We start from the raw sequence: 12,719 nt of genomic DNA, 5'->3' as shown, positions 1-12,719 counted from the left end.
AGTTATGACTTCAGGAACCCCTTCTATGCCTTTGCTGCAACAGGAGCTGCTGCTGGACAGCGCTCCACGCTCATCCCGCCCGCTGCGCCTGATCGCGCGCACGGTGCTGGTTGTTTTTCTGAATGCGGTGATCTGGCCGTCCTGGGCGGTTGCAGTGGAAATTGACCAGCAACAGCAGCTGGAAGAACAGCAACGCTGGCTGCAGGACAATCAGCAGCTTGATCAGGTGCTGGCCAATCTGCGCGACCATATCAGCCAGCAGCGGCAACAGGTGCTGAACAAACAGAATGCTGAGCAGGGCTTTGTCAGCCGTGCGCTGAGCTTTGTTGGCTTTGGCGAGGATGCCTTGCCGGATAATCCCAGCCAGCGGTTTCAGCAGCGTCTGAATGAGCTGCGCCAGGACACCGAAAATTCCCTCGCACAGGAAGCCGCCCGTCTGCAGGAGCATCGCCTGCCGGCCGTTGTGCTGGAGCGACAGCAGCAACTGCAGACGCAGATTCTGGCCCGCTACCAACAACTGCAGGAACAACTGACGGCAGCCACACAAGAGCAATCGCTGGATGATCAGGAGCAACAGCTCAACGCCCTGAACAACCTGCTGAACAGTTTCAGTATCGGTAACCCGCGTGATCCGTTCGATCCGGAACAACTGCCGTGGGGCACACCAGATCCGAAACTGACCCCGGAACCGGCACAGGATGCCAAACTGCTGAGTCAGCGTTACGACCTGCCGTTATTTGAGCAGGGCGTACAACTGGCCAGTAACGTCATTACCCCGGACATGCTGGGCAATCCCGGCGGCCCGGTTCAGGCCGATCTGGATGCCACCCTCGACGCACCGCTCAGTCCGACCATTATTGCCAAAGCCAGTGAGCTGAATAACGATCCGGTCGCTATCTATCAGTGGGTTCGTAATAACGTTGAATATATTCCCAGCTACGGTTCGGTGCAGGGCGCTGAATACACCCTGACTTATCAGAAAGGTAACGCCTTCGATACCGCCAGCCTGCTGGTTGCTCTGCTGCGTGCCGCCAATGTTCCGGCCCGTTACGCCTTTGGTACCGTGCGCATGCCCGCCGCCAGTGTGATGAACTGGGTTGGTAATGTGCAGGTACCGGAAGCCGCCGGCAATCTGCTCGGTCAGGGCGGCGTGCCCAGCAAGATGCTGGTCAGCGGTGGTCAGGTGACGCACTTCGAACTGGAGCATGTCTGGGTTGAAGCCTGGATCGATTATTTACCCAGCCGCGGGGCAAAGCACAGCGTCGGTGACAGCTGGATTCCAATGGATGCCAGCTACAAGCAATATGAATATCAGGACGGTATGGGCCTTGATCAGGCCGTACCTTTTGATGCCCAGGCGCTGGCCGACAGCCTTGAACAAAACAGCACTGTTAATGAAGACGAAGGCTGGGTACAGGGTATTCCACAGCAGGATGTCGAGCAGGCACTGACCAACTATCAGGCTCAGCTGGAAGACTACATCAACAGCCAGGCTCCGGACGCCACCGTCGGCGATGTACTGGGTACGGCTGCCATCAAGACCGTTGTGCGTGAATCACTGGCGGCTTCACTGCCGTACGAACTGCGTACCCGCAAACTGGTGGCTTCGGCCCTGACCGACAACCAGCGCTGGAAATTCAAATACACACTGGGCAGCAGTCAGTACGGGCAGATGGGCAATATTCTGCTCAGCATTAATCAGCCAACCGCCTTGTTAGCCGGTAAAAAACTGGCGCTGTCATTTGCCCCGGCTTCAGAAGCCGATGAGCAAACCCTCACCAGCTATTTGCCGGAGCCGGATGCCAATGGCGACATCGACCCGGCGGCTGTGCCCGACACCCTGCCCGGTTACCTGATTCATCTGAACGGCGAATTTACCATTGGCAGTGAGATTGCAGCGGCGACAAGCAGCAGCGTGACCATGGGTACTGAGCTGTTATCAGAAATGGGTTACTGGCAGCCCGGCCGTGGCTGGCGTACATCGCAGAACAAACCCATTGCCGGCGAATACCGGGCACTGGCGCTCGACCTGCATGGCGTCAGCCCGGCACAGGCCGATGCACTGAAAAATGATCTGGAAAACACCCAACAGAAAATCACTGCCGAAGATTACACCGACCTTGGCAAACAACAGCTGGTTGGTGATTTACTCTACGCCACCATCCTCAGCTACTTTGCCCTGAATAATGTGCAGGATGATATCTCTGCCCGTCAGGCCAATATGGTGAGCTATAAGGCACCCAGCTACGGTTTATTCAAAACCAATGTGACGCCGCTGTACTGGTTTGGTATTCCGCGTAACGTGAAGATGGACGGTCTGGTAATGGACGTTGATCACATCACGCATCTGCTGGCGCATAAAAATAACGACACCCAGCAATGGATTAATTACAACCGCGCTTCCGGTGCACGTCTGAGTGCGATGGAGCATCTCGTTCCCGAGCAGATGTTCAGCACTGAAGACAGTCCGGCAAACGGTATCAGTGCAGTCAAAGCCTTACAGCTGGCAGCGGCCGAAGGCCAGAAAATCTGGACCATCACACGAACTAACCTCGACATCGCATTAAATGGCCTGCAGTTGCCGGCATCTGTTGAAACGGATATCCGCAATTCGGTATACGCCGGTAAAGAAGTGACAGCCCATGAAAAGCCGGTCAGCTTTTTTGGTAAATCGTCTGTTGGTTATACTGTAATAGATCCGGAAACCGGAGCCGGTGCTTATCTGATTGGCGGTGGGGAGAATGGTGGGGATATTCTCACTGCTGTTTCCGGAATATTAGGCTGGCTTTCAGGTATAACGTCCGCAGGAGACAACGGTAAACCTATATTCGACGGCGGATATAAAAGTCTGTACAAAGCTGCTCAAGCAGCAAAATTCTTAGGGATTGCCGCCTTACTGGCAGAAGCATTTCTGACGCTGACGGATTCATCCCTGTCATGGAGTAATAAGTTAGGCCGACTATCTGGAGCAATGTTTGCTTTCGCATCAACAACATTAGTGATTGGTGCGGCATTCGCCTTTGCCGGTCCGGTCTTTGCCGCAATTATAGGTGTTGTCTTTGCTATCTTTATGTCGGTACTGCTATCTGCCTTTTATTCCCGATATCTGAGTCAGAACACTAGCAGGTTTCACTCTTATACAAGATTAATTGCATAATGATTTACACACTTCTATTCTGCATTCTGATTGCTGTTAGCTTAATATCGCTATGTTTAATCGTGATACAAATATGGACCATTTTCTGGAAAATGGTCCCTATTGAAATTATCCAGGCAGAGGTTCATGAGGTACAGATTCAGAACAGAAAACGATACAAGCCAAGTATCCGCTACACGTATCTGCTCGATGGAAAGCAATACGAATCTGTTCGTTGGAGCTTACTCGGTAGCCGTCTGTTCAGTGATCTAAATACCGCGGAAAAAGCTCTTAATCCACTCCATGCCTGGGTGTGTCCGTCAGCCCCATCAATTTCTTTCGTCTATAGTGAAAAACGACTACTCCCGAGCCTGATCATCAGTTTGGTGATATCTTCAGCTATTATCGTAGTCATGGCTAATCTGTGAACGGTCAAATAGGACATCTACGCGAAGACATTCGCGTAGAAAACTGGTTTGGTTAATGTACAGCGTAAAATGAACTCTAAGTGCTCAGCTTCAATTATAATTGTCATCATCGCACTCTTTACAGAGTCGGACTTTCTATAGACCTTGATTCGAATAACAGACTTCTATGTAAACAATGCAGCTCAGACATGGAACGATTTTTTTCTTTCTGATCTTTATTGGTTTTTGCACTTCCACAATTTAGAGAGTCTCGATAAAACTGTGACTAAAAAACCTGAAGATCTTAATGATAGCTTTGGCATTTCTCTTGCTGCCATCGTACTGCTTGGTTATTTTGTTTACCAACTGTGCGAAGGTAAGATTTACACACATTCAGTTTCAGGATATGTAATTACACCAGAGAATGACACGTTCTTTTGGGTTTCTGCCAGCATACTCGTAATACTACTCAGCATTTTGATTTATATTTTCATTAAAAAGAAAATTTAAAGCACATCTGATTTTCATCACTTTAACCCAGACTTTATAAAATCCTGAAAAATTACCGAATTATCCACGATAAACAAATTGGATTAACCCTTTTTATAGTAAACTGAATCCCCAGTTCACCATCGACTATAAGGTTGCAGAATAAATCGATTAACGGCGAATAGCATGAGTGCTTAACCTGCTGGCGCGAGCCCTGAAAATTTAGAAAATACCCAGCAATGGCTTACAACTGTACTTCTGGTACAGGCATGAGTACGATGGAGCATCTTGTTCCTGAACACAAAACAGCAGGAGCAGCTTTGCACAGTAATGCCGCCCGAAGGGTGATATATATGGATATATCGAATGAAATGTTAAGCGCCAAAGGCAGTCTATCGAACGGCATCAATATGGTTAAAGATTTATTGCTTTCAATTGCAGAAGGTCAGAAAACCTGGACTATTACACAGGCCAACCTGTATTTTTTATTAAGTAACCTGACACAGTCAGAACAGGATCATTGGATATGTGGCTAAGTTCATTGTGTCAGAGTCTTTCATTCGAAAATACATGGTCTTTGGCGGCCCTGGGTGTGCTGTTTATTCTTATATATTGGTGGTTCATTCAACGAAATAAGAATCACCACTTGTTATGGTTTTATGGGTATGGGGTAGTTTTAAGCTTTTTTTACCAATTATTCGTATTTCCATATAAAACCCAGTATTGGCCAACGTTAACCTCGGAAGAGGTTATTTTAATGGCCATTGTCCCCGGGTTTATATACATAGCGTTCCTTTCATTTAAGCCTTCGAAAGGTGATGAGGGGGGCGCTATATACAATCTAATCCAGGGAAGTATGGTGTTTGCCCTGATATTAGTGCTTGGCTGGCTGTTCAGTCCTTCGTGCTTTTCACACTGATGGAGTTGTGTAGCAGACGTCCTTGGCCAGTAGATAATGTTAAAAGCACCTGAATAATCTTCTTTAATTGTGGTTGTCATCATGGAATTTTTTACAGATTCAGATTTTCTATGGACCTTGATTCGCAGAATGGGCTTCCATATAAACAGTGCGGTTCAGACATGGCAGATAACGATAAATTTGGAGGTTATTTTTTCCTCTGGATCTTTCTTGGTATTTGCCTACCGATCATTTTTGATAACATCGTTTGTAGCATTTCACTTTCAGTGATCAGTATGGTTTTATTCACTTATTTGTTAGTCTCTATAAAAAAGAAACGTCGTTTTGATCAGATTTCTCCTCTGGCTTATACTGACCACTCTGATTTACTGGCTGAATATCAGCAGCATCACCAGTAACTCGGTCATTCAGAAAACAGGAATGGTGGCAGGCAGTACTCTGCTTGCCATTCTGCCGCTGATGTCGATCAAGTGGTGGTGCTATCTGGAAGAGCAAACCAATGGCCGCAGGTGGCCATTGATTAATCATCTGCTGGCACCTGTTATTGCCATTATCACGCCGCTGATTTTTATCGGTGGCGCTGAATATATCTGTGCAGAGATTGTGCTGCTGTCATTGGCAACCGGTGCTGTTTTTCTGCCATCCGGCCAGCTGCGCTGGTTCTGGCAGCAGCGCTTCGGCGATCTGAAAAGCTTTCCGGATTCGGGCCAGGTAAGCCGGAGTCAGCTCAGCCGGATCCGCAATCTGGCACTGGGCTGGATATTTATGCCGTTACCTTTGTATTTTGTTGCTTCGTTGCTGTGGCAGCGCTGATCATCACGCCATAAGCGAAATTCAGACCCCAGGGTTTTATGCGCAAAAAGAACATTCTGGTATTGGAAATTCTGCTCTGGCTGTTTATTGGTCTGTTGATTGTTATTGCCAGTCAAAATTCCTGACCATTGAACAGAGGCCAATAACCTACAGCTTTATCTTTTATAAACGGAGACACCAATGCCAACATCTGCCGATACTGCATGGCTGCCTTATTTCATCGGCATCGCTTTAGTTGCTGCGATTGGTATGCTGATCAGCGGTCTGAAGAATAAGCGTATTTTTGCTTTTGGCCGTTGGTATAAAGCCGGGGAAAACAAGTCGCAGTATGTACAGGTCGTAATCGGCTATCTGCTGCTGATCGCGCTGTTTCTTTTTCTGTTGTTACAGCTTTTGTTGCGGCTGTTGTAACAGAGTTAGTAGCTTTATTGCGGCTGTTACTTCAGCCGCATATAACCGCCTGGCACCTGTGCCAGCCAGCCCTGCAATTCAAGGTCGAGGAGTTGCGGTAATAATTGCGAGATGGGTAAGGCGCTGCGCAGGGCAATCACATCGGTGCTGGTAGCACTATAATCCACCTGAGTAACCAATACCGGCACCGCGGCAGATACCGGTTCGGTTAATTCCAGTTGAGTCTGAGCCTGTTCCGGCAACAGGTTCAGTTCCTGCAGAATATCCTGCGCATTCTGTACCAGACAGGCACCTTCGCGGATCAGCTGATGGCAACCATGGCTGAGCGGGTTGGTCACCGCACCGGGTAAAGCAAATACTTCGCGGCCCTGTTCTGCTGCCTGCCGCGCGGTAATCAGCGAGCCACTTTTAATCGCTGCTTCCACCACCACAGTACCAAGACTCAGGCCGCTGATAATGCGGTTACGGGAAGGAAAGTGTTTGGCCTGGGGCTCTGTTCCCGGGGCAAATTCCGACAACAACAGCCCTTTTTGCATCACCATCTGCGCCAGTCCCAGATGGCGCTGCGGATAAATCACATCCGGGCCGCTGCCGAGTACCGCAATGGTGCGTCCACAACTAAGCGCTCCCTGATGCACGGCGCCATCAATGCCAATCGCCATGCCACTGACGACCGTCAGACCGGCCGCCGCCAGCTGACTGGCGGTTTGCTGCGCCCATTCCGCGCCATAAGGGGTTGGGTTACGACTGCCGACCATGGCGATCATTGGCTGACTGAAACAGGCCAGATCACCATGGTAATAAAGAAAAGTGGGGGCATCGCGCAGGCTGGCAAGCGTTTCAGGATACGGAGCCACACCCGCCAGCAACACACCGCAACGGCTTTGATTGCGCCAGCGTTGCAACACATCAAAACCATCACTCAGGGAAGGATCATCCAGCCAGCGCGCAGCGGCATCGGCCTTCAGGCCAAAAGATTCCAGCTGCGCGACGGTACAGGATAAGAGGTCGTGCGGACGGGAAAGGTTCTGGCGGATATCACCAAGAGTAACACTGCCGACGCCCGGCAGTTTTGCCAGACGCCACCAGGCGAGTAACAGCTCGTCCCTGAGCATAAACAGTCCTTATTAGTTCGGGGATTCCACCTTGTCGCCGACACGCAGCGGCTTGGTCGCCCGCATAATCAGTGCATAGGACAGTTTTTCGAACGTACGGAACACCATCAGGCTGCCGGCACGTTCTTCCGGTAAGCGTACCCGTTCAGCGGCAACGCGGTCATACACCACAGCACCGGCTTTTTTGATCAGCAGTACAGAGCCGGGCACCAGACCATCGCGCTCGCCACGGTTAAGTACCACCACGTCATACTGACCCACCTGAGTCACGCCGCCGGATACCGCCAGAATCTGGCCAAGCACCGCACGCTCCGGAGATTTCGGGTAGAAGTTGGCAATAAGATCGCGGTCTTCGGTCGGCAGCAGCATGTCACCAACGGATACCTGCTGATTGGTACGCTCCAGTTCCAGCGTCACAATATCATCATCATGTGCCAGTACACGGCCCATACCGATATCCAGCGCTTCCAGTCCCAGCACTTCGCCGCTTTCCGGATCACGGTAAACCTGACCTTTGCGGAACACGCCGTAGGCACTGGAAACCTGCGGTCCAAAATCACCACGGGCATACACTTTACCGCCAGCGCCCATCAAAATGCGGGCATCGGCGCCCGACAAAACACGTGGTGCTTTTTCCAGCACTTCCGGAGCCACTACACGGTGTTCACGCAGGAAACCACGAATGGCATCCTGTGGAATCGCAGGAATTGCAGACTCAATCGGTTCAACACGGGCGGTTGGCTGCATTTTTACCGTACCCGGAGATAACTTCACGGTACGGCTGCCTTCGCCACGCTTGGTGACAGTCACGCGGGTTTCACCATCAATGCTGATCAGGCCGATCTCGTCACCCGGAAAAATCAGGTGAGGATCTTTAATCTGACCGTTCTGATACCAGATTTCCGGCCACTGCCAGGGGTCATTGGTAAAGCGTTCGGAGATATCCCAGAGGGTATCGCCCTTTTTAACCACATAGCGTTGTGGCGCATCGGATTTCAGATCCAGCGCCATGGCACCGGTTGAAAGACACATCAAACCAGCAACGAGAATGCGCTTGATGGTTTTGCTCATCCTGTATTCCCTTTATTATTAGCGGATCTGCGATCGCGCATTGAAAATCACTGTTCGGCAGCCATCTTAGCAAGTCACGACCACTTAGTTCTATAAAAGCACAGCAACTCTATGTCCATACTCGAAATTTTAGAATACCCGGATCCCCGTTTACGCACCAAAGCCACCCCTGTGGCTGAGGTGGACGACCGGGTGCGTGCCATCGTCGATGACATGTTCGAAACCATGTATCAGGCACCGGGCATTGGTCTGGCGGCCACTCAGGTCAATGTACACGAGCGCATCGTGACCATCGACGTGTCGGAAGATAAAAACGAGCCACTGGTATTTATCAATCCGGAAATCACCGTACTCGACGGCGAAATGGAAACCATGCAGGAAGGTTGCTTGTCGGTTCCCGGCTTCTACGAAGACGTTACCCGCATTGAGCACTGTCTGGTCAAAGCCCTCGACCGCGATGGCAAACCCTTTGAAATGGAATGCCGCGGCCTGCTGGCGGTCTGTATTCAGCACGAAGCTGACCACCTCGAAGGCAAACTGATGGTCGACTATATCTCGCCACTGAAGCGTAACCGCATCAAAGACAAACTCGAGAAGAAGCACAAACTCGAAGCCCGCAATCAGGGTAAGAAGTAATGGCCTTACGCGTCGTTTTTGCCGGTACGCCGGAGTTTGCTGCCATTCATCTGCAGGCGCTGATCAACAGCGGGCATGAGGTGATCGGTGTTTATACCCAACCCGACCGTCCCGCCGGACGCGGTAAGAAGCTGCAGCCAAGCCCGGTAAAGCAGGTTGCACTCGAACATAATCTGGCGGTTTTTCAGCCACTGAATTTCAAAGATCCGGCCGATGTTGAACAGCTGAAAAGCCTGAATGCCGACGTCATGATCGTGGTCGCCTATGGCCTGATTCTGCCGCAAAGCGTACTCGACGCGCCAAAACACGGCTGTCTGAACGTACATGCCTCGCTGCTGCCACGCTGGCGTGGCGCGGCGCCGATTCAGCGCTGCATTGAAGCCGGTGACAAAATGACCGGCATCACCATCATGCAGATGGATAAGGGTCTGGATACCGGCGACATGCTGAGCAAAGTCACCACCGGTATTCTGGCTGACGATACCGGCGGCACCCTGCATGACCGTCTGGCAGAGATGGGCCCAGCGGCGCTGCTGAATACCCTGGCACAGCTTGAAGCCGGAACCCTGAATCCGGAAAAGCAAAACGATGCACAGGCCAACTACGCCCATAAGCTGCTGAAAGAAGAAGCCCTCATCAACTGGCAACAACCGGCTGAAGAGATTGCGCTGCGCGTGCGCGCCTTTAACCCGTTCCCGATGGCTTACACCCTGCTTGGCGATGAGCGCATCCGCGTACTTATGGCCGAAGCCCTTGAACAACCGAGCCAGCTGCTGCCGGGCACTATCGCCAAAGTCAGCGCCGACGGTCTGGAAATCGCCTGTGGCGAAGGAGTATTACGTATCACTCAGGTACAGTTAGCCGGCAAAAAAGCCATGAACGTGGCCGATGTGATTAATGGTCAGCCACAGTTATTTCAGTCGCACCACATGCTGGCGTCGCAACCTTGAGCGCCGCGACCTCGCCCTGGGGTAAAGCCAAAGACACCACCCTGAGTGCCCGCCGTGCGGCGGCCATGGCACTCAGTGCCGTCCTCGCCGGACAATCCCTTAACCAATGCCTGCCACCGCTGGAACTGCGCGTCGATCTGGCTGACCGCGGCTTTTTGCGCGATCTGGCACTGGGCAGCTGCCGTCATTTTCAGCGTCTGAACGCACTGGCCAAAATGCTGCTCAGCCGTCCTTTTGGTGAAGAAGATCAGGACTTATTTGCCCTGCTGATCATCGGTCTGTACCAGCTGGAGATTCAGAAGAAAGCGCCGCATGCCGCCGTGCACGCCACCGTGGAAGTCTGCGAAGAGCTGGGCAAGGGTTACGCCAAATCCGTTATTAATGCCTGCCTGCGCCGTTACGCGCGCGAATACGAAAGCCTTACGCCACCACTGGACGAAAACCCGGTAACCGCCAGCAGCCACCCGAAATGGCTGGTCAAAATGCTGAGCAAAGCCTGGCCGGAACAGTTTCAGGACATTCTCGAACAGAATAACCAGCGCCCACCGCTGTGCCTGCGCGTAAACCAGCGCCATGGCAGCCGCGAGCAATACCTCGAACGCCTGCAACAGGCCGGTATCGAAGCCCGCCCTGCCGAACACAGCGCCGTGGGTATTTATCTGGCCGAATCCTGCGATATCACCGCACTGCCCGGTTTTGCCGATGGTGATTTCAGCGTGCAGGACGAAGCCGCGCAACTCGCGGCCATGCTGCTGGCGCCGCAGGACGGCGAACGCATTCTCGATGCCTGTGCTGCTCCCGGTGGTAAAACCTGCCATCTGCTGGAAAGCGCAGACGCCCGTGTCGTAGCGCTGGATATTGAAGAAAACCGCCTGCCACGGGTGCATGAAAACCTCGCCCGGCTGCAGCTCAGCGCCGAGGTTGTGTGTGCCGATATGGCCACCCCGGACGCCTGGTGGGATGGTGAATTATTTGATGCCATTCTGCTCGACGCGCCCTGCTCGGCCACCGGTGTGATTCGTCGCCATCCGGATATCAAGCTGCTGCGCCGCCGCGAAGATATCGGGCAGCTGGCACAGGTTCAGGCGCAATTGCTGGATACCGCCTGGTCTCTGCTGAAGCCGGGCGGCCGTTTGCTGTACGCCACCTGTTCGGTCTTACCGCAGGAAAACAGCGAACAAATCCGCCGCTTTGTTGATGCCAACAGTGATGCACAGCTGCAGACACTGGACTTTTGCTGGGGAAGCGCCTGTAATGCCGGGCGTCAGCTGCTGCCACAACGCGACGGCCACGACGGTTTTTACTACGCCCTGCTGCACAAAACGCAGTAAGCGCGACGGGGGACACGCCAACCGTGTGTCCGCAGGCTACTGAGAACCAATATTGAGAGCCTATGAAGATTATTATCCTGGGCGCCGGTCAGGTCGGCGGCACACTGGCTGAAAACCTGGCCAATGAGCAGAATGACATTACCGTGGTCGACACCGATGCCGACCGCCTGCGCGAGCTGCAGGACCGTATCGATATCAAAACGGTTCTTGGCCGCGGTTCATACCCCAGCATCCTGCGTGATGCCGGGGCCGATGATGCCGATATGCTGGTTGCGGTAACCAACTCTGACGAAACCAATATGGTGGCCTGTCAGGTGGCTTACACCCTGTTCCGTACGCCAACCAAGATCAGCCGTATCCGCTCCGGCCAGTATCTGAAGCAGGCTGAACTGTTCCGCAACGATGCTTTCCCGATCGACGTTCTGATTTCCCCTGAGCAGGTGGTGACCAACTACATCAGCCGCCTGCTGCAGTATCCCGGCGCGTTACAGGTGCTGGATTTTGCCGATCAGCGCGTACAGCTGGTTGCGGTACGCGCCTATTACGGTGGCCCTCTGGTCGGTCAGGCGATTCACCATCTGAAAGATCACCTGCCCAATATTGATGCCCGCGTGGCAGCGGTATTCCGCCGCAACAAAGCCATCGAACCCACCGGTGATACCATTATTGAGGCCGACGACGAAGTCTTCTTCGTTGCTGCCAAAGAGCATATCCGCAAGGTAATGAGCGAACTGCGCCGCGAAGAAGATTCTTACAAGCGGGTGATGATCGTCGGCGGCGGTAACATCGGTTACCGTCTGGCGAAAGCGCTGGAGCGTGATTACCGCATAAAACTGATTGAACACGGCGAACAACGCGCTCAGTTCCTCAGTGAAAATCTGAGCAAAACCGTGGTGCTGCTGGGCAGTGCCACCGACAAAGCACTGCTGGAAGAAGAAAACATCGAAAACACCGATGTATTCTGTGCCCTGACCAACGATGACGAGGTGAACATCATGTCGTCGCTGCTGGCCAAGCGTCTTGGCGCACGTAAGGTGATGACGCTGATTAACAAAGCGGCGTATGTCGATCTGGTGCAGGGCGGTATGATCGACGTGGCGCTATCTCCGCAACAGGCCACCATCGGCAGCCTGCTGACCCACGTGCGTCGTGGCGACGTAGTGAATGTTCACTCTCTGCGCCGTGGCGCAGCAGAGGCCATCGAAGCCATTGCCCATGGCGACAGCAACTCATCAAAAGTGGTGGGGCGCAAAATCCGCGAAATCAAACTGCCACCAGGTACCACCATCGGTGCCATTGTGCGTGGTGAAGATGTGATTATGGCCAGTTCTGATGTGGTGGTGGAATCCAACGATCACGTCATTCTGTTCGTGATGAAAAAACGCCATATTCCGGACGTCGAGCGCCTGTTCCAGGTCGGTCTCGGTTTCTTCTGATCGGA

Annotated in this window: 10 protein-coding genes; 8 read left to right on the top strand and 2 right to left on the bottom strand. The window is 52.6% G+C overall.

The window, feature by feature from the left end:
* The first annotated feature begins 4 nt into the window (after nucleotides 1–4).
* The 4 genes from MT343_RS00160 (at nucleotide 5) to MT343_RS00145 (ending at nucleotide 6,175) form a co-directional block, all read left to right on the top strand.
* Nucleotides 5–3,157, top strand: coding sequence for a transglutaminase-like domain-containing protein (locus tag MT343_RS00160; RefSeq protein ID WP_186435813.1), 3,153 nt, complete (start codon nucleotides 5–7; stop codon nucleotides 3,155–3,157).
* A gap of 1,144 nt (nucleotides 3,158–4,301) precedes the next feature.
* A complete protein-coding gene (locus MT343_RS00155) occupies nucleotides 4,302–4,568 on the top strand; it encodes a hypothetical protein (RefSeq protein WP_145467277.1) in 267 nt (88 codons plus the stop codon).
* 707 nt (nucleotides 4,569–5,275) lie between these two features.
* Nucleotides 5,276–5,764 carry a hypothetical protein gene (locus MT343_RS00150; RefSeq protein WP_145467279.1) on the top strand — a complete coding sequence of 163 codons (489 nt, stop codon included), beginning with the start codon at nucleotides 5,276–5,278 and terminating at the stop codon, nucleotides 5,762–5,764.
* 180 nt (nucleotides 5,765–5,944) lie between these two features.
* On the top strand, nucleotides 5,945–6,175 hold the full coding sequence (locus MT343_RS00145; protein WP_145467281.1) for a hypothetical protein: 231 nt from the start codon (nucleotides 5,945–5,947) through the stop codon (nucleotides 6,173–6,175).
* A 26-nt stretch (nucleotides 6,176–6,201) separates the two neighbouring features.
* Here MT343_RS00145 and dprA read toward each other — a convergent pair whose 3' ends face one another.
* Together dprA and MT343_RS00135 are read right to left on the bottom strand one after the other, a co-directional pair.
* Complete coding sequence (gene dprA, locus MT343_RS00140) at nucleotides 6,202–7,290, bottom strand: DNA-processing protein DprA (RefSeq protein WP_145467283.1); 1,089 nt, start codon at nucleotides 7,288–7,290, stop codon at nucleotides 6,202–6,204.
* Nucleotides 7,291–7,302: 12 nt separating this feature from the next.
* Nucleotides 7,303–8,361 carry a LysM peptidoglycan-binding domain-containing protein gene (locus tag MT343_RS00135; protein WP_145467285.1) on the bottom strand — a complete coding sequence of 353 codons (1,059 nt, stop codon included), beginning with the start codon at nucleotides 8,359–8,361 and terminating at the stop codon, nucleotides 7,303–7,305.
* A 111-nt stretch (nucleotides 8,362–8,472) separates the two neighbouring features.
* Here MT343_RS00135 and def point away from each other — a divergent pair, with 111 nt between their 5' ends.
* The 4 genes from def to trkA all read left to right on the top strand — a co-directional run bounded on the left by def (nucleotide 8,473) and on the right by trkA (nucleotide 12,714).
* Nucleotides 8,473–8,997 (top strand): peptide deformylase, encoded by a 525-nt coding sequence (gene def, locus MT343_RS00130; RefSeq protein ID WP_145467287.1) that lies wholly within the window; start codon nucleotides 8,473–8,475, stop codon nucleotides 8,995–8,997.
* Nucleotides 8,997–9,947, top strand: coding sequence for a methionyl-tRNA formyltransferase (gene fmt / locus MT343_RS00125; RefSeq protein WP_145467289.1), 951 nt, complete (start codon nucleotides 8,997–8,999; stop codon nucleotides 9,945–9,947). Before def ends, fmt begins: the two co-directional genes overlap by 1 nt.
* Nucleotides 9,944–11,278, top strand: a complete 1,335-nt coding sequence (gene rsmB / locus MT343_RS00120) for a 16S rRNA (cytosine(967)-C(5))-methyltransferase RsmB (RefSeq protein WP_255449005.1) — start codon at nucleotides 9,944–9,946, stop codon at nucleotides 11,276–11,278. The genes fmt and rsmB overlap by 4 nt, the downstream gene beginning before the upstream one ends.
* Nucleotides 11,279–11,340: 62 nt before the next feature.
* Complete coding sequence (gene trkA, locus MT343_RS00115; RefSeq protein ID WP_145467291.1) at nucleotides 11,341–12,714, top strand: Trk system potassium transporter TrkA; 1,374 nt, start codon at nucleotides 11,341–11,343, stop codon at nucleotides 12,712–12,714.
* Nucleotides 12,715–12,719: the final 5 nt, after the last annotated feature.

The sequence above is a fragment of the Venatorbacter sp. C2-1 genome (genome assembly GCF_022832715.1).
Taxonomy (GTDB): Bacteria; Pseudomonadota; Gammaproteobacteria; order Pseudomonadales; family Oceanobacteraceae; genus Venatoribacter; species Venatoribacter alkanivorans.
This window is presented reverse-complemented; position numbering and strand designations above follow the sequence as displayed.

What these genes read in the sequence shown, in the direction of transcription:
- def (WP_145467287.1), top strand. Translation starts at nt 8,473, where the DNA reads ATGTCCATACTCGAAATTTTAGAATACCCGGATCCCCGTTTACGCACC.
- trkA (WP_145467291.1), top strand. Translation starts at nt 11,341, where the DNA reads ATGAAGATTATTATCCTGGGCGCCGGTCAGGTCGGCGGCACACTGGCT.
- fmt (WP_145467289.1), top strand. Translation starts at nt 8,997, where the DNA reads ATGGCCTTACGCGTCGTTTTTGCCGGTACGCCGGAGTTTGCTGCCATT.
- MT343_RS00135 (WP_145467285.1), bottom strand. Translation starts at nt 8,361, where the DNA reads ATGAGCAAAACCATCAAGCGCATTCTCGTTGCTGGTTTGATGTGTCTT.
- MT343_RS00145 (WP_145467281.1), top strand. Translation starts at nt 5,945, where the DNA reads ATGCCAACATCTGCCGATACTGCATGGCTGCCTTATTTCATCGGCATC.
- MT343_RS00155 (WP_145467277.1), top strand. Translation starts at nt 4,302, where the DNA reads ATGAGTACGATGGAGCATCTTGTTCCTGAACACAAAACAGCAGGAGCA.
- MT343_RS00160 (WP_186435813.1), top strand. Translation starts at nt 5, where the DNA reads ATGACTTCAGGAACCCCTTCTATGCCTTTGCTGCAACAGGAGCTGCTG.
- dprA (WP_145467283.1), bottom strand. Translation starts at nt 7,290, where the DNA reads ATGCTCAGGGACGAGCTGTTACTCGCCTGGTGGCGTCTGGCAAAACTG.